The 20933-nt window shown below is 60.1% G+C and carries 17 protein-coding genes; 11 read left to right on the plus strand and 6 right to left on the minus strand.

Annotated elements, in window-relative coordinates; translation table 11 throughout:
* The first annotated feature begins 4 nt into the window (after positions 1-4).
* From ACYZUD_RS03150 to ACYZUD_RS03170, 5 genes are read left to right on the plus strand one after another with little or no spacing between them, the layout of a single operon-like run.
* The gene (locus ACYZUD_RS03150; RefSeq protein ID WP_462022562.1) at positions 5-379 is read left to right on the plus strand and encodes a type II secretion system protein; all 375 of its coding nucleotides are present in this window, start codon (positions 5-7) and stop codon (positions 377-379) included.
* A complete protein-coding gene (locus ACYZUD_RS03155) occupies positions 354-890 on the plus strand; it encodes a type II secretion system protein (RefSeq protein ID WP_462022563.1) in 537 nt (178 codons plus the stop codon). Before ACYZUD_RS03150 ends, ACYZUD_RS03155 begins: the two co-directional genes overlap by 26 nt.
* The gene (gene csgE, locus ACYZUD_RS03160; RefSeq protein WP_462022564.1) at positions 887-1276 is read left to right on the plus strand and encodes a curli production assembly/transport protein CsgE; all 390 of its coding nucleotides are present in this window, start codon (positions 887-889) and stop codon (positions 1274-1276) included. The genes ACYZUD_RS03155 and csgE overlap by 4 nt, the downstream gene beginning before the upstream one ends.
* Positions 1273-1707, plus strand: coding sequence for a curli assembly protein CsgF (locus ACYZUD_RS03165; RefSeq protein WP_462022565.1), 435 nt, complete (start codon positions 1273-1275; stop codon positions 1705-1707). Before csgE ends, ACYZUD_RS03165 begins: the two co-directional genes overlap by 4 nt.
* Before the next feature lie 31 nt (positions 1708-1738).
* Positions 1739-2602 carry a CsgG/HfaB family protein gene (locus tag ACYZUD_RS03170; protein ID WP_462022566.1) on the plus strand — a complete coding sequence of 288 codons (864 nt, stop codon included), beginning with the start codon at positions 1739-1741 and terminating at the stop codon, positions 2600-2602.
* Positions 2603-2951: 349 nt separating this feature from the next.
* On the opposite strand, the gene ACYZUD_RS03175 is transcribed toward ACYZUD_RS03170, so the two are convergent.
* Positions 2952-4220, minus strand: a complete 1269-nt coding sequence (locus tag ACYZUD_RS03175) for an IS110 family RNA-guided transposase (protein ID WP_462021435.1) — start codon at positions 4218-4220, stop codon at positions 2952-2954.
* A 1244-nt stretch (positions 4221-5464) separates the two neighbouring features.
* Here ACYZUD_RS03175 and ACYZUD_RS03180 point away from each other — a divergent pair.
* On the plus strand, positions 5465-5815 hold the full coding sequence (locus ACYZUD_RS03180) for a DUF6124 family protein (RefSeq protein WP_462022567.1): 351 nt from the start codon (positions 5465-5467) through the stop codon (positions 5813-5815).
* Between the two features lie 251 nt (positions 5816-6066).
* Here the strand turns inward: ACYZUD_RS03180 and ACYZUD_RS03185 are convergent, their stop codons facing one another.
* The 4 genes from ACYZUD_RS03185 to ACYZUD_RS03200 form a co-directional block, all read right to left on the minus strand.
* A complete protein-coding gene (locus ACYZUD_RS03185; protein ID WP_462022568.1) occupies positions 6067-7512 on the minus strand; it encodes a curlin in 1446 nt (481 codons plus the stop codon).
* Positions 7513-7539: 27 nt separating this feature from the next.
* Positions 7540-8001: a curlin gene (locus ACYZUD_RS03190; RefSeq protein WP_462022569.1), complete on the minus strand. Its 462-nt coding sequence runs from the start codon at positions 7999-8001 to the stop codon at positions 7540-7542.
* Between the two features lie 63 nt (positions 8002-8064).
* Positions 8065-10311 carry an Ig-like domain-containing protein gene (locus tag ACYZUD_RS03195; protein ID WP_462022570.1) on the minus strand — a complete coding sequence of 749 codons (2247 nt, stop codon included), beginning with the start codon at positions 10309-10311 and terminating at the stop codon, positions 8065-8067.
* Between the two features lie 35 nt (positions 10312-10346).
* Positions 10347-11693 carry a hypothetical protein gene (locus ACYZUD_RS03200; protein WP_462022571.1) on the minus strand — a complete coding sequence of 449 codons (1347 nt, stop codon included), beginning with the start codon at positions 11691-11693 and terminating at the stop codon, positions 10347-10349.
* Positions 11694-11974: 281 nt separating this feature from the next.
* Between ACYZUD_RS03200 and ACYZUD_RS03205 the strand changes: the two genes are divergently transcribed.
* The 5 genes from ACYZUD_RS03205 to ACYZUD_RS03225 all read left to right on the plus strand — a co-directional run bounded on the left by ACYZUD_RS03205 (position 11975) and on the right by ACYZUD_RS03225 (position 20456).
* Positions 11975-13423 (plus strand): sensor histidine kinase, encoded by a 1449-nt coding sequence (locus tag ACYZUD_RS03205; protein WP_462022572.1) that lies wholly within the window; start codon positions 11975-11977, stop codon positions 13421-13423.
* A gap of 186 nt (positions 13424-13609) precedes the next feature.
* Entirely contained in the window at positions 13610-16417 is a 2808-nt protein-coding gene (locus ACYZUD_RS03210) for a multicopper oxidase domain-containing protein (protein ID WP_462022573.1), read from the plus strand.
* A gap of 17 nt (positions 16418-16434) precedes the next feature.
* A complete protein-coding gene (locus ACYZUD_RS03215) occupies positions 16435-17445 on the plus strand; it encodes an SCO family protein (RefSeq protein ID WP_462022574.1) in 1011 nt (336 codons plus the stop codon).
* Between the two features lie 118 nt (positions 17446-17563).
* Positions 17564-19057 carry a sensor histidine kinase gene (locus ACYZUD_RS03220; RefSeq protein ID WP_462022575.1) on the plus strand — a complete coding sequence of 498 codons (1494 nt, stop codon included), beginning with the start codon at positions 17564-17566 and terminating at the stop codon, positions 19055-19057.
* Positions 19026-20456, plus strand: a complete 1431-nt coding sequence (locus tag ACYZUD_RS03225) for a sigma-54-dependent transcriptional regulator (protein WP_462022576.1) — start codon at positions 19026-19028, stop codon at positions 20454-20456. Before ACYZUD_RS03220 ends, ACYZUD_RS03225 begins: the two co-directional genes overlap by 32 nt.
* On the opposite strand, the gene ACYZUD_RS03230 is transcribed toward ACYZUD_RS03225, so the two are convergent.
* A complete protein-coding gene (locus ACYZUD_RS03230; protein ID WP_462022577.1) occupies positions 20447-20842 on the minus strand; it encodes a hypothetical protein in 396 nt (131 codons plus the stop codon). The genes ACYZUD_RS03225 and ACYZUD_RS03230 overlap by 10 nt on opposite strands.
* Positions 20843-20933: the final 91 nt, after the last annotated feature.

Here is a 20933-nt window from a genome sequence, read left to right on the forward strand (position 1 = left end):
AATTATGCGTCGGGAAAAGGGTTTTACCCTGCTGGAACTGATGGTGGTCATGGCAATCATCGCGACCCTGATGACCATCGCCTTGCCACGCTATTTCAACAGCCTCGAGGCCTCGAAAGAGACCACGTTGCGCCAGAGCCTGTCGGCGATGCGCGAAGCACTGGATCACTACTACGGCGATACCGGGCGCTATCCCGATTCCATCGAGCAACTGGTGGAGCAGCGTTACCTGCGCAACCCGCCGATGGACCCGATTGCCGAACGCAAGGACCTCTGGGTTCTGGTCGCGCCGCCTGAGGGTGTACCGGGCGGGGTCGCCGATATCAAAAGCGGAGCCACAGGGAGGGCGCGTGATGGCAGCCTTTATTCCGAGTGGTAAGCCTTCGAGCGAGGGCGGTTTCACGTACCTGGGCGTGCTGTTCCTGATCATGCTGATGGGCATGGGCCTGGCCAGTGCCGGCGAACTGTGGTCGACCGCTTCGCGCCGGGACCGCGAACGCCAGTTGCTCTGGGTCGGTACCCAGTATGCCCAGGCATTGCGCAGCTACTACCGCAGTTCGCCGGGCCTGGCCCAGTACCCGAAAGAACTGGCGGACCTGTTGCAGGACGAGCGTTTTCCCAATGCCAAACACCATATTCGCCAGCTGTACCTGGACCCGATCGGTGGCGGCGAATGGATGCTGATGCGCGGTTTCGACGGACGCATCACCGGCCTGTACAGCCCCTCTACGGACAAGCCGCTCAAGCAGGCGGACTTCCCCAGTCAGTGGTCGGACTTCACCGGCATGGCCAGTTACAAGGACTGGCAGTTCGTGGCCGAGAAGGCCTTCCTCGATGGCGCGTCCGGACCGAAAAGTCCGTCCCGGGCTGCGCAAGGGGTGATGCCATGAACAGCTGGTGCCTGGCTTTGATCCTGCTGCTGACGACGCCTTTTGCCGTGGCCGGCGAAGAGGACGAAATGATGGGTTTTATCGTCGATGACACGATCTCGCACATCGGCCACGACTTTTATTACTCGTTCAGTGAACGCCTGCGTGCCACCAGCCCGATGGATTTCAACCTGGTGGTGCGCGAACGACCTTCGGCTCGCTGGGGCGCCCTGGTCACCGTGGAATATCAGCAGCGTTTGGTTTATCGGCGTTTTCTGCCGCCGAACACCGTGGAGCTCAAGGACGAGGCCTATGACGCCGCCGACTGGGTTCGCGGACAGATTGTCCAGCGCAAGCTGGAAGCCTTGTTGCAGGACACAACGGACCTTGAGAGGGACGAATTATGAAAACGAAAACAATCTCGCAGCGCCCCGGGCTTTCACTGGCGGGCATCTGGTTGCTCGGGCTCGGAAGTTGCGGCCTGGTCCAGGCCACGGAGCTGGTCTACACGCCCATCAACCCGTCGTTTGGCGGCAACCCGTTGAACGGGACCTGGCTGCTCAACAATGCCCAGGCACAGAACGACTACGACGATCCTGACTTGAAGAAACGCACGGCCGCGGCCGGGACTTCAGCACTGGAGCGGTTCACCAGTCAGTTGCAGTCGCGGTTGCTGGGGCAATTGCTGGACAACATCTCTGCGGGCAATACGGGGAGCCTGACCACCGACGCTTTTATCGTCAACGTCATCGACGACTCCGGCCAATTGACCATTGTCGTGACCGACCGAGCGACCGGTGAAGTCTCCGAAATTCAGGTAAGCGGCCTGGCCCCTTGACGGGGATTCGGGTTGATGGGGAGTAAAGGACATGAAAAAAATAATTGTGCTAGGGCTGATGCTGGCGGCTTTACAAGGGTGCAGTCTGCGCGACCCTGTCGGGGCCGAGCAGGACACCGAAACCCCGACGCTGACCCCCAGGGCTTCGACCTATTACGACTTGTTGAACATGCCACGACCCAAGGGCCGGTTGATGGCGGTGGTGTACGGTTTTCGGGACCAGACCGGTCAGTACAAACCGACGCCGGCCAGTTCGTTTTCCACCAGCGTGACCCAGGGCGCGGCGAGCATGTTGATGGATGCGTTGCAGGCCAGTGGCTGGTTTGTGGTGCTGGAACGGGAAGGGCTGCAGAACCTGCTGACCGAGCGCAAGATCATCCGCGCTTCGCAGAAAAAACCGAATACGCCGGTGAACATCCAGGGCGAACTGCCGCCGTTGCAAGCGGCGAATATGATGCTCGAGGGCGGGATCATTGCGTACGACACCAATGTGCGCAGCGGCGGAGAAGGGGCGCGCTACCTGGGCATCGACATTTCCCGGGAGTATCGCGTGGATCAGGTTACGGTGAATCTGCGTGCGGTGGATGTGCGCAGTGGGCAGGTGTTGGCGAATGTGATGACCAGCAAGACGATTTACTCCGTGGGCCGCAGTGCCGGGGTGTTCAAGTTTATCGAGTTCAAGAAGTTGCTCGAGGCTGAGGTCGGCTACACCACGAACGAGCCGGCGCAGTTGTGCGTGTTGTCGGCGATCGAGTCGGCGGTGGGGCATTTGCTGGCGCAGGGGATTGAGCGGCGGTTGTGGGCGGTGGCCGGGGATAATTCACCTCAGAGCAGTGAGACGCTTGACCGTTATCTGACCCAGAACAAGGTTGTTCCTGAGGGTGAGGAGGAGTGAGCCGGGTTGGCCTTCGGGCTGACCGGTTTCTTTTGCGGATCTTGGCGGCCTGATAGCCGACCAATCTCCCGCAGATGTACCCGGTCCAAACTGTGGGAGCGAGCCTGCTCGCGAGGCGGCCTGGTAGCCGACCTATATTTTGTTGACTGAGTACATATCCATTCCTGCGGTAACGGCCGCTTATGGTTTCGCCCTTACGGCGACTCCCTTTTTTACAAGCGCCTAAAAAAGGAAGCAAAAAACGCTCGCCCCAAGCGTCCGGCCCCTCGCTAAGGCTCGGCGTTCCTTCGTTCCGGTATCCATCCGGGGACACTGCCCTCCGGTCTGCTTCACGCCCTGAGGCTTTCCGTCAACACGGTTTTGCCGTCCCCACTACGTTTAGGAGGGAAGAGCCTCGCTGGGCTAGAGCCGTTAAATAGGTTGTTTCGTCATACGGCGTACTGTTCTTCCAACACCGATAAACGATCCTGATCCACTTGAATGCCAATGCTCTGATGGCTGCCGGGTATGAGCAACCTTTAGCCCTCTGCTGCTGATAATAAGCCTTTGCCCAGGTCGATTGATGGACGCTATGCACAGCCCATTCCACAAATGTTTGGCGCAGAAACGTCGCGCATCGATAACGCCAATGAACAACTTTCTTCTTGCCACTGCGTTCTGTTACTGGAGCGATTCCGACATATCTCTGCACGCTATTCGCATCCTTGAAGCGATCACGTTGCTCCCCAAAAGCCACCATGAGACGTGGAGCAAGTTGGGGGCCTGCGCCGGGTAAAGTCTTGAAAAGGCTGTAGTCAGCCAAGCTATTGGCGGTTTTTTCGATCTGGCTATCAAATTGTTTGATCGACTTTATGATCCCCTTCAACTGCACTACCTGGGTTAGAACATACAGCTCTGAGGGCCGAATTACTCCTGGGTCTTCGGTTAGCGGCATGGCCTTGGCGATCAGATCCAAACGTGCCTGATTGAGCTGAGCCCGGCGGACATTGTGCTCGTTGAGAAACTTCAAAATGCTGGTTTGCCGAGCATGTTTAAGTTTTTCAAAGGTTGGCCAGTGCGCTAGGAAATCACAAAACACCAGCGTGTCATGGTCATGGAACAGATCGAGCATCAATGGATAGTACTGTTTGAGCGTGCAGACGATGCGATTGCTGATTTTGACTCGGTCACCCACCAGCCCTCGACGATGTTCGGTCAAGCTTGCGAGTGAACGCATCGCTGAGCTTTGGCGAATAAGTTGGGGAAACCATTTCGGGTGGTTGAGCAGCAGCTCAAGTGCCCATTGAGCATCCGTAGGGTCGTCCTTGGCGCCACTGTGGACGAAGGTTTTGCGGTGTTTAGCCAAGGTGCTCGGATTGATCGGAAACACACAAAAAAACTCGTATTTTTGAAGCGCTGCAACCAACGGCCCTTTGTTCAACTCCACGCCTATCGCGATCTTTCCTCCAAAACGCTGATGCAGAGTCTTGGCCCAGCGATCAATCGATTCTGGCTTGTGTTCAATGACATCGAAATGCCGCTGAGTCTCGCCAGCGATTTGCAGGCAAATGTCGTGCTTGGTATCAGCCCAATCAATTCCGATATAAGCAGTGAATTCTTGATCCAGGAGCGTTTGCATGGAAAGCCTCCACAGACGCTAAAGTAGATGCAGGGACATGCATGCTTGCGTCCAGCGAAGGCGATATAGAGAGCCGTGCGTGGCTTTCCCTGAGAGTTCGTTAGAGGGCGCAAGCGCACCTGTGGTCTCGAAGGTGAAGCCGTAATCATCGAGTGTTTCGCGACGCTATTCGTAGGCCACAGGTGCATGTTCCTTCCTTGATTTCGTGCAGCATCAGTATGGAAGAAAGGAACAGATCACCTATATCGCGACGACCTACATGCAGCGTGTTCGACTGCGTCGAACGGCGCTACGCGCCAATCCCCGGATGAACACCTCCACTCAGCCTCCCGAAGGGGCGGGCAGATCAAGATCAAAAGCAGGCGAGCTAACGCTCGACCTCATTGTTTGGTGGGGGACGCCGATCCATTGTGGGAGCGAGCCTGCTCGCGAAGGCGGCCTGACAGCCGACCAATTTCTCACAGATGTACCTGGATCAAACTGTGGGAGCTGGCTTGTCGGGTCGCCGCATCGCTGCGATGGCGGCCTGACAGCCGACCAATTTCTCACAGATGTACCTGGATCAAACTGTGGGAGCTGGCTTGTCGGGTCGCCGCATCGCTGCGATGGCGGCCTGACAGCCGACCAATTTCTCACAGATGTACCTGGATCAAACTGTGGGAGCTGGCTTGTCGGGTCGCCGCATCGCTGCCATGGCGGCCTGACAGCCGACCAATTTTTCACAGATGTCCCTGGATCAAACTGTGGGAGCTGGCTTGTCGGGTCGTCGCATCGCTGCGATGGCGGCCTGACAGCCGACCAATTTCTCACAGATGTCCCCGGATCAAAATGTGGGAGCGAGCCTGCTCGCGAAGACGGCCTGACAGCCGAGCAATCTCTCTTGGCTGTATTCGAAGGATCGTTCCCACACGGGCGCGTGGGAATGATCATCAGGAGAAGAAAATCATGGAAATATCCGACAGGTTTTTAAGGTTGTCCGTCGGAAGCGCGGCGTCTAGCCTCTGAACGTCGCTGCCAATTCAGCGTCCGGGCGTGGAACCCCGAGGTGTAAACGGCGCAAAAGCGCCCTTCATAACGTATGCTTGCGCACCTTTAATGTGTGCACGCCGTTATGGCGGCTGTGCGCGGGCGGACTTCGGTCCGGCCGGGTTTTCCGTTTGCCCCGGGTTCCAACCTGCGTACAGCTGCCACCCATTCGCTTGGTACCGAATGGAGCAGCTTCAACTCGTAGACGGAGTTTCACTATGTTCAAGGCAACACCCACCCCTCCGGAAACCGACGACGTTTCCCCCTACGCGTCCATCGACTCAAAAAAACTCCACGAAGCCGCCGACCGCGCCCTCGATCATTACCTCAATCCCCATAAAGACACCCCTGACCGCAAGCCCAGCACGATCTTCATCATCGCCCCCGACATCGACACCCTGCTGGCCCACGCCTGTGAATCCTTGGCCTCGGCGAGTGTGATGGCGAGTGATTTTGCAGGGTTTCTGGAAGGCCCCCATCGCAACATGATGCTGGCGCTTCAGCAGATCATCATGCGGGGTGAGCTGGCGGTGAACCGGGCGCTGGATAACATTGATCCGCAGGAGTAGGCGTGAACCACTGTGGCGAGGGAGCAAGCTCCCTCGCCACATGAGTTCGTCAGGGTGGATCGCGTTATCGTTCATCGCGAGCAGGCTCGCTCCCACATGGGATTGGCGTCGTACACAAAATCCATGTCCAGACACAATCCACTGTGGGAGCGAGCCTGCTCGCGATGACGGCCTCACAACCAACCGATCTCACACAGGCCAAACCCATAAAAAAACCGCGACCCAGGGCCGCGGTTTTTTTGCGCCCACGATTACTGCTGCAACACCGTCGCCCGGTTATCCGTACCCAACTGCTGAACAGTCGCCATTTGCGTCACGCCACTCTGATCCACACTGGCAATGTTGCCGCTGCCGCCCTGGGTCACATACGCCACGTTCATGGTGTCAGCCTGTTTGACCATGATCTGGTTGTCGCTGCCCCACTGCGTGGTGTAGGCCTCGTTGCCGGTGCCGGACTGGTTGAACTCGGTGGTGTTGGCAGTGCCGTTGCTGCTGCCCTGGGCCAGGTTGGTGGTGCCGCGCTGGTCGGCGATGAGGATGTTGTCGCTGCCGTTCTGGTCGAAGTACAACTCGTTGTAGTTCTCGGCCTGGCTGACGGTGGTCTTGTTGCCGGTACCGGTCTGGTGGGTGGTCATGATGTGGCCGACCCCATCCTGGGTGAAGCTCGCGATGTTGGCCGTGCCGACCTGGGTGATGGTTGCGCGTTGGTTGCTACCGAACTGGCCACCCGCTTGCGGGCCTTTCCAGTTGCTGGCGTAGACCTTGTTGTCGTTACCCACTGACGTGGCGTTGAGCACATGGCTGTCGCCGGTCTGATAGGTAAAGTGCACGTTGCCGGTGCCTTGTTGGTACAGCGCCAGGGTCGAGCCCATGGATTCGAACTGGTCGGCGTAGATCGCGTTGAGGTCGCCGACTTGCAGCACCTGGGCCACGTTGTTTTCGCCGAAGCTCTGGTCGACCACGGTTTCGTTGGTCATGCCGTACTGGTTGACGGTGGCCTCGCTGGCGAGTTGGGAGTCTTGCCAGACTTCGGTGCCGTTGAAGTCGCCGAACTGGTTGATGGTCACGGTTCCGCCGTCACCGAAGCTCTGGTCGCCATAGGCGTAGTTGCTGGTGCCCGCCTGGTTGATGTTGATCTGGCCGGCCATGTGGCCGAACTGTTCGGCAGTGCCGTAGTTGGCGGTGCCGTATTGGATGACCGTCGCGTTGTTGCCGATGCCCAGCTGGATCTGTTCGATATTGGCCTCGTTGCTGTCACCGAACTGGAAGGTTTGACCGCTGCTGCCTTCCTGACTGTCCTGATAGATGAACGAGAAGTTACCGGTGCCTTGCTGTTGTTGCAGCGCTTCGTTGCCGCCTACGCCGATCGACTGGCTGGCATGGCTGGTGTTGAAGCTGCCGACTTGTTGCTGGGTGATGGTGCTGTTGTCTTCGAACAACTGCTCGGCGTACCCGGCGTTGTAGTCGCCGAGCTGGTTCTGCTCGATGGTGCTGGTCGCCGTGTCCTGCACCGCGGCCGCGTCGTTGCCCTGGCCGAGTTGCTGTTGGGTGGCGGTACTGAAAGGGGCCGAACTCTGCTTCACATCAGCGATGTTGGCGGTACCGACCTGGTTCTGGGTGGACACGCTGTCGTCGGCCATCGCCTGGGCACTGACAATGACCAGGATGGCGGCGGTAAGTGGCGTCAGTTTGAACATGATGAAACCTCCAAGTGGTGCAGTGCTTTAGCGATATTGTTTGACCGAAACGCTCATGCCGTTTCCCGACTGGGTCACGGCGCTTGAAAGCCCCGTGCCGGCCTGGTCGATGCTGGCGTCGTTGTTGTTGCCGTTCTGGGAAATCTGCGCGCGGTTGTGGCTGCCGTCCTGCGTGATCGAAGCGGCGTTGCCGGAACCTTGCTGAGTGATCATTGCCATCAGGTAGCTGCCTTGTTGCAGGATGTAGGCTTCCTGATTGCTTCCCGACTGGACGATGGTGCCGAGCAGCGACTGGCCGTTCTGTTGCAACAGCGCCATGTTGGCCTGGCCGTTCTGGTCGATCAGCGCTTGCTGGCCAATCGGCGGTGGCAACTCGCCGAGGTCCGCGCCGGGGGCCAGGTCGTCGTTCTCCATCAAATCGTCGGCGCGCACGCCCGCACTGCTGCAGAGCAGAAGCAGGCAGAGCAGGGCGGCGGTCGGCGTTTTCATGGCGTTGTCCTGTGGGTAGAGACCCGCCCCACTGACCCTGTTTCGGGCCAGTGGGGCTAAGGCTCAGTTCGAGATCACCGACACCGTGCGCACGGTGCCCTGGGACGAGCGGATGGTCGCGGTCGGGTTCGCCGACGGAATCACCGTGGTGCTGTTGTTCACCGTCAGCCGCCAGCGACCGGTCACCGGCACCGTGGTGGTGCCCAGGGTTACCAGCCCGGTCGGCGTGGTGACCTGGATGGTGATGGTGTTGCCGGTGGTCACCGATGAGGTGCCCGTGAAGTCCCAGTTGAAGCGGTTGTTGGAACGGGCCGTCACGGTGGCGGCGGTGACTGCGAAGGTTTCCGCAGCCGGCCTTGGCGAGACTTGCACCGTGACCGTGGCCGGTGCCGACAGGGCGCCGAAGCTGTCCCGGGCGACGTAGGTGAAGGTCGTGGTGAAGGCCGTGGTGACCGTGGCCGGTGGCGTGTAGGTAATCACCGTGCCGTCGGTGCTCACGGCGCCGCGACCTGCCGCAGGCTGGGTCAGGCTGGCGACGGCCAACGGCACGTTGCCTTCCGGATCGGTATCGTTGGCCAGCACGTTGATCGGAACCGCCACACCCAGGGTCGCGATGCTGTCGACGACAGCCACCGGAGACTGGTTAGGCGCCACGGTGATGGTCACGGTCGCCGCAGCGGTCGAGGCCAGGCCTTTGACGTCTTGAGCCTTGTAGGTGAAGGTCGTGGTCAGCGGTGCATTGACCACGGCTGGCGGGGTGTAGATCACCGCTGCCGCCCCGCTCAATGCCACGGTGCCCTGGCCTGCGGCCGGTTGGGTCAACGCGGTGATGCTCAGTGGCGTGTTGCCGTCCGGGTCGCTGTCGTTGGTCAGCAGGTTGAGGGTGATCGGCACACCGAAGCTGGTGCTGCCGCTGTCGGCCACGGCCAGCGGTGGCTGGTTCTCGCCGATTTCCGGTGCAGCACCGACCACTACGACGGGCTCGGTATCGTTGCCGCCAGCGGCGGATTTGATGGTGACGCTGGCCGGTGGCTGAGTCAGATCGGCAACGGTAAGGCGCTGCAAGGTGCCGGTTTTCGACAGCCGTCCGTAGCCCTGCGCGACCATGTCCGGCACCTGCACTTCGTCAGACGAAGTGGCTTCGATCAGGAGGCTGTGATTGCTCCAGTTGTAGCGTGCTGTCTGGATTTTCACCACGTCGGTGACTTTGCTCGATACCGCCGTTGGCCGGCTGGTGCCGCTCGGGTCGGTAGCGGTGACCACCACCACCGAAGGAACGGTGCTGCCGGTCAGACGATGGCCGAAGAACTGGCCGGTGTTGTCGCCGAGCAGGGTGATCAGGCAGGGCGTCTGCGGTGGTCCGGCAACCAGGGCCACGGTTTCGCGGAAGCACAGGCTCGAACTGTTGGTTGATTTGCCAAAGACTTCTACCCGGGTACTGCTCGTGCCCGGACCTGTAGAGGTGCGGCGGTAAGTGGCCCGGCCGATTTCCACAGGCGTTTGCGCGCGGTTATCGAGGACTTTGCCGGACACAGTGAACAGGTTGGTCTGGATGGTCCCGGCCGGCCCCTGGATGCGCAAGAAGTTGTTGTTGGACGGGCTGCCGGTGACCGCTTCGGTGAGGTTCGGATCACCTACGAAAGTCTCGATGGCGCCGGTGTCCGGATTCACTTCGGTGTACGGGCCGTTGACGCTGCGCAGGAATGGCCCGACCTCGCCGTTGAGTGCACCCGAGAAGTTGCCTGGTGCGCCGATGCCGATGTCACGGGTGATGTTGATCGCACGACGGCCCGGGGTGGTGACGTTGACCGTTTCCACGCCATACGGGTGGGTGATGGTGTAGGTCCCCGCGACAGGTATGTTCACCCGCAGACGAATCCGCGCGAAGCTTGCCTGATCGCCGTCGACAGGGTTTTCCGAGGCGAATGCCGCTTCGATCCCGGCCACGTAGGCATCCACGCCATAGCCTCCGACATCGTTGATGCTGGTTTCGGCGAGAAACCAGAACGCTTCCGGTGGCCAGTTATCCGGAAACACCATCGGCTGGGTGTCGTCGAAGACGCCAGGTTCCGGATTCAGGATGCACATGTAGGAGGGCGCGCCAGGAGCACCCGGTGCGCGCGAGCTGGTAGCCCGCGACTGGCACAGTTCCAGCGACAGCAAATTGCTGTCCTGATACCACATGGGGAATTTCCCCGTGGCAAAGGTGTAGGGGCCGGTATCGACGGCGGCGAGTTGCGCGAACGCACTGCCGGACAGCGAGAGAGTCAGCCCGAGCGCGTTGAGCGCGAAGCGTGGCCACTTGTTCATGATGCCTCCTGATGCGGATCTGGGCATGAGAGCGTTCATTGCACGATGACCACTTCTTCGGTATCGCTGCCGCCATTGGATGACGTCACCCGAACCTTGGCCGGTGGAATCGGCGAGATGCCGGTCGACAGGGATTTCTCTGCGCCGTTGCCACTGAGGGCGCCGATGGCGACACCCGTGCCGGAGGTGACGGTGAGTACCGGTGGCGATGTTTCATCGCTGGTAGACGCGACTACGGTGATTTGCCCGCTGCTCAGGCTGTACTCGGCCCGTGAAATCACCACCAGGTCGGTCAGCGGCATGGGCAAGGAGGTGGGCGTGCTGCTCGGGATGGCCAGATGATTGTCGGCTGTCACCAGCAAGCTGCTCGGTAACGTCGGGTTGGTCGCTGACTGGGCATACCAGTGGCCGGTGGTGTTGGCCTCGGTCAGGTTCAGCACCGGGCTGTTGCTGTCCAGGGTCACGGTGGCCGGTGGTGGTGGAGCCAGGACGAAAACATCCTGCTGGGCCACCGGCGCGCTGCTGCCGGCCTTGCGCGAGTAAGTGCTGCGTTCGGCAATAATCGGGGTGGGTCGAACCACCGTCGAGAGCTTGCCGGAGATGGCCATCACCGTCGTGCGCAAGTCCAGCCCGTTAGGTCCTTCAATGCGGATGTAGTTGGTATTGAAAGGGCTGCCAGTGAAGGCCTCTTCGAGGTTTGGATCACCCACGAATCGATCGGCGGAACCGGTGACCGGGTTGGTCTCGGTGTAGGGGCCGTTGATGCTGCGCAGGAAGGGGCCGAGGTCACTTTTAAGTGCGCCGTCGTAGGTTTTCGGCGAGCCGATACCAATGTCACGGGTCATGTTGATCGCGCGGCGCCCGGGGGTATCGACGTTGAAGACATCGACGCCGTAGGGGTGGGTGATGACATAGGTGCCAGCGGTGGGCACGTCGACCCGAATACGGATACGGCCAAAACTGACCTGGTCGCCTTCGACCGGATCTTCAGCGGCGAAGGCTGCTTCGACGGCGCTGACATAGGTCAGGTCGATGCCCCGTGTCGCATCGACGATGGATCCGTCGCCGGTAAACCAGAACGATTCATCGGGAAAGTTGGTCGGGAAAACGATCGGCTGAGTGTCGTCGAAAACGCCGGGAGTCGGATTCAAAAGGCACATGTAGGACGGCGCACCGGGCGTACTGGGGACCCTGGAACTGACCGCCTTTGACAGGCACAGGTCGAGGGTTCGACCGTGGGAGTCCTGATACCAGGAAGCGAAACCACCGTTGGCGGGCAGGTAAGGTCCAGGGTCGACAGCAAACAGCGCTGCCTGTGCGACACCTTGGGCCAGTGCGGTCACGACCAGTGCGGTCGCGGTTTTGGACAGTAAAGGGTGCATGAGTATTCCCTCTATCAGAGTACCTGCCCCGTAGGGATGGGTCAGTTGAGAGAGGTTCGGCAACTTCCATACCAACCGGCGAAAACGTCCTTGAGAGGCCCTAGGCACCGGCATGTCACACACAAACGCCGTCAGACCGACGTTCAAGCGAACGGGCCACTGTCCCCAGCATTGGGGGTAGGTGGGGATACCGGGGAAGGAGAGGGAAACGAGACCCAAGGTCGGGCAAACGGCCCTGAGTGGGCTATAAACCTATAGGGGAATCGTCGGGAAGAACGTCCATGAACATGCCTACACAAACGCTCCACACCGAGGAGGGCGATGTGCGCCTGAGCTCGCGCAGGCAGCCGTTCAATCTGCTGCGCTGGTTTTCGCTCATCAGCATGGCGGTGATCGGCACCGTGGCGGTGGCGCTGGGGGCAGTGTCCACACGGTTCGTGATTACCGAAAGCGTGCAGCGCGATGCGTTGTTGACGTCCCAGTTCATCCAGGCGATTGCCTCGGCCGAGGTGCGCCACGTGTCGATTCCCAATGTGCGGACCATGGGTGAGTTACTGGACCCGCGCAAGGACAGGGACTTTCCCGAGGTCGACCCGCTGGCCCGCGCCAGTGCCCGTGGTGAATTCCTCGACCATATCGAGCATTTGCCGGACGTGATCCTGGCCAACATCTATGCCCCCGACCGCATGGTGATCTGGTCGACCAATCCAGCCTTGATGGGTACGACGATCCATTCCGACGAAGATCTGGACCAGGCGTTCGCCTCCAAGATTCCGGTGTCGGCCAGTTATCACAACGTCGACAAGACCCGCATGGAGCAGAAGTTCGTCACGCCGCCGGACTTCATCTTCATCGAAAACTACATTCCGCTGTTCGATGCCGACGGCGACCACGTCACGGCGATGGTCGAGATCTACAAGGAACCCAAGGACCTGATCAGTCGCATGGAGCGAGGTCTGGTCCTGATCTGGCTGGCGACTGCCTTGGGCGGTGGCCTGATTTATCTGGGGCTGTACTGGATCGTGCGGCGGGCGGCGATTCTGCTGGCGGCGCAACAAAAGCAACTGATCACCAACGAAACCTTTGTCGCCCTGGGCGAGATGTCGTCGGCGGTGGCCCACAGTTTGCGCAACCCGTTGGCGACCATTCGTTCCAGCGCCGAGCTGGCCCTGGAATTCGACAGCGGAGCGGCCCACAAGAACATCAACGACATTATCGGGCAGGTCGATCGCATGTCGAAGTGGGTGAGGGAGCTGTTGCAATCGTTGCGCCCGCTCAACGACGAGGCCGAGCCAGTGAATCTGGTGGCGGCGTTGCACGACAGCCTCATGGCCTTCGAGCAACAGATCGCCAAGGGCGGGATTGACGTGGTATTCGAGCCGAAAGAGACACCAATGGTCCTGAGCCAGCACGTGCAACTGACGCAGATCCTCAACAGTTTGCTGGCCAACGCGCTGGAAGCCATGGACAAGGGTGGCACGCTGAGCATCGCGCTGGAATCGACCGATGGCCAAGGCGTTTGTGTGGTGTTGAGCGACACCGGCAAAGGCATGAACGAAGAACAGCGCAACATGGCGTTCCGGCCGTTTTTCACCACCAAGCAAGGCGGGCTCGGCGTCGGGCTGGTGCTGGTCAAGCGGACCATGGAGCGTTGTGGCGGTTCGGTGACCCTGGACAGTCGTGAGGGTGAGGGCACGTGTGTCCGCCTGTCGTTCAAACGGGTTCCCTGAAAACGGGTGTGAACTTTCCCCGTTAGCGGGTGTCATGCCCCACCCGGTTTTTTCGGTCATGGCGCAATTATGTCGATAAGCCATTGTTTTATTTGGTATTAATACTTTTGTATAAAGTTGTTACAAGTCTGGCGAGGTCCTTGCAAAACCACCACTACCCCCTTCATGACTTCGAGGCGGCTGGTGATGGACAGTAAAGCGCGTTACCCCTTCAAGTGGTTTGGCCTCCTGACGCCCTTGAGCGTCCTGCTGACGATGACGCTGGGCACGGCGAGCGTTCGCGCCAGCCCCATCGACGACGAACGACAGCCCGAACCGTCCGACCCCTCGGCGTATTACGACGAACCGGCAGACAAGCCGGCGGCCCTGAATGCCATCCTGACCCTGCCGGAGGCCAACGAAGATTCCTTCGATTTACCCGATGGGGTCAAAGGCAGCCGAGACACTCCGCGCAAGGAGAACATCCTGCCGCCGGCGGTGCAGACCAGTTTCAACTACCCCACCAACGGCAAGCCCAGCCCGCTGTTCGGCGCTCAGCCGTTCACTCAGCAACTGGTGCTGTTCGAAGAGTTCGGCCCGGAAAAACTCGACCCCACCACACCGGCGGCACCCTTGGGTTTTCCACCGGCGGCCATTGGCCCGGCGCCCCAGCAGGACCCCACCAGTGCGGCCCGCAGCGCGCCACCGAGTGCGGCCCTCGATGCCTTCTTGCGCCAACCGGGGCTGACGCCGTTCCCGAGTCAGTTCTCCAACGTGGTCGACCGCAACCCGTGGCAGGCGCAGATCGAGTATTTCCTCAATCGCCATATCGGTTCGTCCGCTGAAGGCCGCCCGCCAGGAAAGGGCTGGTCCCATCAGCGCTGGAACGAGTTCTATCCGCAAGCGGCCTACAAAACCGTGCAGACCGGTGCTCGAACCAACGGCGGCCTGCGCGACAGTCGGCAGATGCATGGCTATGCACTGGGTGAGTTCGGCCCCGGTGGCCTCTATCACAACACCGCTGGCGTACCGCTGACCGATGGCACCGCCAAGGGCGTCGATGCGCGCTTCCACCCGAACATGCCGGTGCAGAACCACAACTCGGTCTGGACCTTCGACGGCACCTTGCCGCCCAAATTGCTGATGGTGCGTTATGGTCAGCCGGTGCTGATGCGCCATTACAACGGCTTGCCCATCGACCCGTCCGCCAACCAGGGCTTTGGTTTGCACACCATCAGCACCCACGAACACAACGGTCACGCACCGGCGGAAAGCGACGGTTATGCCAACGCGTTTTTCTTCCCGGGGCAGTATTACGACTATCGCTGGCCGATCCAGCTGGCGGGCTACGACAGCATCAACACTCGCGCTGAAGACCCGCGTGCGGCATTTCCTTGCTCGCCGGGGGAAACCCTCTGGGTCAACGACATGAACCCCGGCCGCAAGACCTGCGACCACGGCACCATCAAGATCCGCGGCGACTGGCGCGAAACCATGAGCACCCACTGGTTCCACGACCACATGCTCGATTTCACCGCGCAGAACGTCTACAAGGGCAACGCGGCGATGATGAACTACTACAGCGCCCTGGACCGCGGCAACGAGTCGGTGAACGATGGCGTCAACCTGCGTTTCCCCAGCGGCAGCGCCTTGCCCTGGGGCAACCGCGACTACGACGTCAACCTGGTGATCGCCGATAAGGCCTGGGATCAGGGCGGTCAGCTGTGGTTCAACCCGTTCAACACTGATGGCTTTATCGGTGATCAGGTGTTGGTGAACTGGCAGTGGAAACCGACCCTGGACGTGCGCGCCCGTAGCTACCGTTTCCGCATTCTCAACGGCTCGGTGTCGCGTTATTTCAAACTGGCACTGGTGCGCGAGATCAAGGGCAACAGCGGCGAGTTCCCCGGACCGAAAAACTCCGGTGTGTCTTATAGCCGCGTGCCGTTCCACATGATTGCCAACGACGGCAACATCATGGAACACAGCGTGCCGTTCGACGGCACCATGGACCTCGATGCCGACGGCGATAAAAAGAATCACAACGCGATCCTGCCCACCCAGGGCATCGCCGAGCGCTTCGACATCATCGTCAACTTCGCGAAAAACGGGATCAAGCCCGGGGACAAGGTGTTCGTGGTCAACCTGCTGGTGCATGACGACGGCAAGGGGCCCAAAGAACCCGTGGCGCTGGCGGATGTGCTCTCGGAAAAATACCTGGCGGTGCTCAAGCAAACCAGTAAAGGACCGCAGTGGGACAAGGGCGACCCGGTGGTGGGCAAAATCCTGCAACTCAACGTCAAGCCTTACACCGGTCAGGACCTGGCCATGGACCCCGCCGCCTATGAACCAGCCAAACCCGGCAAGGCCGAAGGCCTGGTGATGATCCCGCTGAAAATTCATCGCGACAACGTTGCCGACAAGGCGCTGCTGGCCAAGGCCCGTCACCGCACCTTCACCTTCGGGCGTTCCGATGGCACCGATGAGGCGCCCTGGACCGTCAAGACCGATGGCGGTTTCGGTTTCCACATGGACCCGCGTCGCTTGAACGCATCGACCCAGTTGGCCAGCGGTCCCACCGATGCCGGTGTCGCCGGTTTCGGCACCCTGGAAGTGTGGAACATCAAGGCGGGCGGCAAGGGCTGGAGCCACCCGGTGCATGTGCACTTCGAGGAGGGGATCATCCTCAGCCGCGGCGGCAAGGCGCCACCGGAATGGGAAAAATGGGCACGCAAGGACGTGTACCGCATCGGTTCGGAAGACGATGGCCTGGACAGTGTCGAGATGGCGATCAACTTCCGCGAGTTCGCCGGCACGTACATGGAGCACTGTCACAACACTCAGCATGAAGACAACTCCATGTTGCTGCGCTGGGACATCGAGAAGCCCGGGCAATTCCAGTTGATGCCGACACCGTTGCCGAGCTGGGACGGCGTGCGCTACGTCAATTCCGCCGCGCTGCCAACCTTCCGCACGGGCGATGGCCTGGGCCCACAAGTGACGGTGAAAAAATGAAAAGGGAGGGAGCCGACATGACCCTGCATACGCCGCGCTCCCGCGCCCTGGGCATGCACCTGATTTTGCTGCTGGTCACCTGTCTGCTGGGCATCCGGGTGCTGGTGGCTCACGAGGTGGCGGCGCCGGTTTCGGCGTCGGCGACTCCCTGGGGCGGCGATTATTTTCCCAATATCCTGCTGACCGACCAGGACGGTCGGCAGGTGCGTTTCTTCGATGACTTGATCAAGGACAAGGTGGTCGTGATCAACTTCATATTTACTTCGTGCAGCGACTCCTGCCCGCTGGAAACCGCGCGCCTGCGTCAGGTGCAAAAACTGTTGGGCGAGCGGGTCGGGCAGGACATCTTTTTCTACTCCATCAGCATCGATCCCTTGAGCGATACACCCGACGTGCTCAAGGCCTACTCGCAACGCTTCAAGGTCGGGCCGGGATGGCTGTTTCTCACCGGCGAATTCGCCGACGTCACTGAACTGCGGCACAAACTCGGACTGTTCATCGAAGGTGTCGACAACGGGCGCAACAAAGACCACAACCTGAGCCTGATCGTCGGCAACCAGGCCACGGGTCGCTGGATGAAAGCCTCGCCCTTCGAGAACCCGTGGATCCTGGCCGATCAGTTGGCCAATACCTTGCAGAACTGGAAGCAACCCAGTGTTGAAGAAAGCTACGCCAATGCGCCCGAGATCCGCCCGCCGAGCAATGGCGAAGAACTGTTTCGCACCCGGTGTGCCTCGTGCCACAGCCTCGGGCCGCTGGACGGGCAGGGCATCGGCATGCGCAGCATCGGCCCGGACCTGATCGGTGTGACCCGTCAGCGTGATCCGGCCTGGCTCAGCCGCTGGATCCGCGAGCCGGACCGCATGCTCGCGGAAAAGGACCCGATTGCGATGGAATTGTTTGAGCGCTTTGACAAGATCCCGATGCCGAACCTGCGCCTGGATGAGAACGCGGCGCAGTCCATCGTGGATTTTTTGCAGGAAGAAACCGATCGTCAGCAACCGTTGCAGGCGGCGCGGGTGCAATAGCGGCTAAATACTATCATTGGTCGAACTGTCGCGAACAATGCGACCTACACTGATCGATGACAACGGCTGAGAAGGCTTGCCAGGCTAAAGGTTTGATGCAATCCACCAGGACAATCCCATGCAGATACTAGAACAACAAAAAGTACCTGCGCCGGATACACCGGCAGCAGAAGGCAAGGGCTGGCGCGGACAGTTCAATCTGCTTCGCTGGTTTTCCCTGGGCAGTTTTTTCATCATCGCCGTGGTGGCGTTGGGCCTCGGCTACATTTCCACGCGCTTTGTGGTCACCGAGAGCATCGAGCGCGATTCCATGCTGACCGCGCAGTTCGTCCAGGCCATTGGCGAAGGCGAAATCCGCCACGCTTCGATTTCCTCGAACAGAACCATGGGCGAAATGCTCGACCCGCGCGAGGACAATGCCTATCCCGATGTGGAACCGGCCACCCGTGCATCCGCGCGCATCGAGTTCCTCGATCATGTGGAACATCTGCCGGACATTCTGTTGGCCACGGTGTACGCGCTGGACCGCACCGTGGTCTGGTCGACCAACCCGGAATTGATTGGCGTGCGCATTGAAGGCGATGCGGAACTGGACGAATCCTTTGACATGAAGGAACCGGTGTCCACCAGCTACCACAAGGTCGACGAGGAACGTCCCGAGCAGATGTTGCTGCGCGAACCCAAGTACTTGTTCATCGAGAACTACATCCCGATGTTCAATGCCGACAAAAGCAAAGTGATCGCCATGGTGGAAATCTACAAGGAGCCGGCTGACCTGGTGGAACGCATCCAGCGAGGCTTCAAGTCGATCTGGCTGGCGACCGTGCTCGGCGGGGCGGTCATCTACCTGGGGCTGTTCTGGATTGTCCGGCGCGCGGCGATGTTGCTGCAGAGCCAGCAGAAACAGCTGATTGCCAATGAGACGTTCGTGGCACTGGGGGAAATGTCCTCGGCGGTGGCTCACAGCCTGCGCAATCCGTTGGCGAATATTCGCTCCAGTGCCGAACTGGCCCAGGAGATCGCCAGCCAGAGTGCGCAGAAGAATATCGGCGACATCATCAGCCAGGTCGATCGCATGTCGCGCTGGGTCCGTGAATTGCTGGTATCGCTGCGGCCGATGAATGACAACTATGAAGCGGTGGACCTGGTGCTGGCCATCGACGACACCCTGAGTGCCTTCGAGCCGCTGATCAAACGGTGCAACGTCGAGGTGCGCTTCACGCCTCAGACCTGTCCGCCAGTCGTCAGCCAACAGGTGCTGCTCACGCAGATTCTTAATAGCCTGTTTGCCAATGCCCTGGAAGCGATGTCCAAGGGCGGCGTGCTGAGCATCGATATCGAATCGTCGAGTTGCGGCCAGTTGTGCATGACCCTGAGCGATACCGGCAAGGGCATGACCAAGCAGCAACAACAAATGGTCTTCAAGCCGTTTTTCACCACCAAACAAGGCGGGTTGGGCGTGGGCCTGGCCCTGGTCAAACGAATAATGGAGCGCTTCGAAGGTTCGGTCGTACTGACCAGCCAGGAGCAGGAAGGAACCCGCGTCAGTCTCAACTTTATAGTGGCAACGGGAGGGGAATATGGAGCACAGCATACTGCTGGTCGAGGATGATGAACTCCTTGCCGAGAATATTCAGACCTACCTGGAGCGCAAGGACTTCGAGGTGACAGTCTGCCACTCGGCTGAGGATGCACTGGAGCAATTGGGCACTTTCGTTCCTGATGTGGTGCTGACCGATAACTCGCTGCCGGGCATGAGCGGCCACGACTTGATCCAGAAGCTGCGCATCAGCGCGCCGGATCTGAAAGTGATCATGATGACCGGCTACGGCAACGTCGAAGACGCCGTGGTGGCGATGAAAGAGGGCGCGTTCCATTACGTCACCAAACCGGTGGCGCTGCCGGAACTCAAGCTGCTGCTGGACAAGGCCCTGGCCACTGACCGGATGGAACGCACACTGTCGTTCTATCAGGAGCGCGAAGCACAGAAGTCAGGCGTGCAGGCATTGATCGGCGAATCGGCGCCCATGCTCTATCTGAAAAACACCATCGGTCAGTTGCTCGACGCCGAGCGGCGGATGGCCAACACCGATCTGCCGCCCGTACTCGTTGAAGGCGAGACCGGCACCGGCAAGGAATTGGTGGCCCGGGCGCTGCACTTTGACGGTCCGCGCGCCAAGGGTCCGTTCATTGAATTCAACTGCGCATCGATTCCTTCCAACCTGGTGGAGTCGGAACTGTTCGGCCACGAGAAGGGCGCGTTCACCGATGCCAAGGACCGTCGCGTGGGCCTGGTGGAAGCGGCCGATGGCGGGACGCTGTTTCTTGATGAAGTCGGTGAAATGGACCTGCTGCTGCAAGCCAAACTGCTGAAGTTGCTGGAGGACCGGACCATTCGCCGGGTTGGCTCGGTGAAGGAACGCAAAGTCGATTTGCGGGTGATCAGCGCCACCAACTGCAACCTCGAACAGATGGTCCAGCAGGGCAAGTTCCGCCGCGACCTGTTCTTCCGTTTACGGATCATCTCGATCAAGGTGCCGCGCCTGTATGCCCGAGGCGCTGATATCCTGCTGCTGGCGCGACATTTCCTGGCAATCCACGGCAAGCGCTATGGCAAACCGCACCTGCATTTCAGCAATCAGGCCGAAGAGTTGCTGCTCAGCTACAGCTGGCCGGGCAACGTGCGCGAATTGCGCAACATGCTGGAGCAAACCGTGCTGCTGGCCCAGACCGACACCATCGCCGCCCACCAGTTGAACGTCTGCCTGAGCCTGGTGGATGAGCCGCTGGTGTTTCAGCAGGAACCCCAACACAGCGAGCCGCGTCCAGTCTACAACGGCACCGAGTCCATGAACCTGCCGGAAGTGGAGCGCGACATGGTGCGCAAGATGCTCGACAAGACCGACTGGAACGTCACCAAGTCTGCACGGTTGCTGGGCCTGAGCCGCGACATGCTGCGTTACCGGATCGAAAAACTCGGCCTCGCACGCCCGGACAAACGTCAATGGTAGACGGCATTCGACTGACTCTGGCGACTGAGGCATGCCAGCAGGCAGGTGGGGTCGATGACTTCTTCGTTCACGTAGACGCCGCGTTCCGCATCGTAGGAACGGATGAACACCCGAACGGTGGCATCCGCGACGGTCGGCAATCTTGAGTCCGAGAACTCGTGCTGGCTGGCAATCGGGATGAAATCCAGAGGCGGTGTCGGGATGTACGAGCGCGGCGGAACCGTGCTCAGGGACGGAGGGACAGGGTGGGCGAAGGGTTGGTCCTCCCCGTAATAGTTGAACTCACTGCTGTACTCGGACGTGGGTGTCAGGCTCTCGTCCGCGTGAGCGCCGGTGGTGAGGGTCAGGCAGAGGGCGAACAACAGCGTCAGCTCGGTTTGTTTCATGGCAGCACCTGCGAAATCGGTTTTCCCGCGTGTCCCCAAGGTCATTAACTATAGCTGCCATACGGGGCTGCGTTCGCGAGCCCGGATTACA

This window comes from Pseudomonas sp. XS1P51 (assembly GCF_054897845.1).

What these genes read in the sequence shown, in the direction of transcription:
- ACYZUD_RS03180 (WP_462022567.1), top strand. Translation starts at nt 5,465, where the DNA reads ATGTTCAAGGCAACACCCACCCCTCCGGAAACCGACGACGTTTCCCCC.
- ACYZUD_RS03170 (WP_462022566.1), top strand. Translation starts at nt 1,739, where the DNA reads ATGAAAAAAATAATTGTGCTAGGGCTGATGCTGGCGGCTTTACAAGGG.
- ACYZUD_RS03165 (WP_462022565.1), top strand. Translation starts at nt 1,273, where the DNA reads ATGAAAACGAAAACAATCTCGCAGCGCCCCGGGCTTTCACTGGCGGGC.
- ACYZUD_RS03190 (WP_462022569.1), bottom strand. Translation starts at nt 8,001, where the DNA reads ATGAAAACGCCGACCGCCGCCCTGCTCTGCCTGCTTCTGCTCTGCAGC.
- ACYZUD_RS03215 (WP_462022574.1), top strand. Translation starts at nt 16,435, where the DNA reads ATGACCCTGCATACGCCGCGCTCCCGCGCCCTGGGCATGCACCTGATT.
- ACYZUD_RS03185 (WP_462022568.1), bottom strand. Translation starts at nt 7,512, where the DNA reads ATGTTCAAACTGACGCCACTTACCGCCGCCATCCTGGTCATTGTCAGT.
- ACYZUD_RS03210 (WP_462022573.1), top strand. Translation starts at nt 13,610, where the DNA reads ATGGACAGTAAAGCGCGTTACCCCTTCAAGTGGTTTGGCCTCCTGACG.
- ACYZUD_RS03195 (WP_462022570.1), bottom strand. Translation starts at nt 10,311, where the DNA reads ATGAACAAGTGGCCACGCTTCGCGCTCAACGCGCTCGGGCTGACTCTC.
- ACYZUD_RS03205 (WP_462022572.1), top strand. Translation starts at nt 11,975, where the DNA reads ATGAACATGCCTACACAAACGCTCCACACCGAGGAGGGCGATGTGCGC.
- ACYZUD_RS03230 (WP_462022577.1), bottom strand. Translation starts at nt 20,842, where the DNA reads ATGAAACAAACCGAGCTGACGCTGTTGTTCGCCCTCTGCCTGACCCTC.
- ACYZUD_RS03175 (WP_462021435.1), bottom strand. Translation starts at nt 4,220, where the DNA reads ATGCAAACGCTCCTGGATCAAGAATTCACTGCTTATATCGGAATTGAT.
- ACYZUD_RS03150 (WP_462022562.1), top strand. Translation starts at nt 5, where the DNA reads ATGCGTCGGGAAAAGGGTTTTACCCTGCTGGAACTGATGGTGGTCATG.
- ACYZUD_RS03200 (WP_462022571.1), bottom strand. Translation starts at nt 11,693, where the DNA reads ATGCACCCTTTACTGTCCAAAACCGCGACCGCACTGGTCGTGACCGCA.
- ACYZUD_RS03155 (WP_462022563.1), top strand. Translation starts at nt 354, where the DNA reads ATGGCAGCCTTTATTCCGAGTGGTAAGCCTTCGAGCGAGGGCGGTTTC.
- ACYZUD_RS03225 (WP_462022576.1), top strand. Translation starts at nt 19,026, where the DNA reads ATGGAGCACAGCATACTGCTGGTCGAGGATGATGAACTCCTTGCCGAG.
- csgE (WP_462022564.1), top strand. Translation starts at nt 887, where the DNA reads ATGAACAGCTGGTGCCTGGCTTTGATCCTGCTGCTGACGACGCCTTTT.
- ACYZUD_RS03220 (WP_462022575.1), top strand. Translation starts at nt 17,564, where the DNA reads ATGCAGATACTAGAACAACAAAAAGTACCTGCGCCGGATACACCGGCA.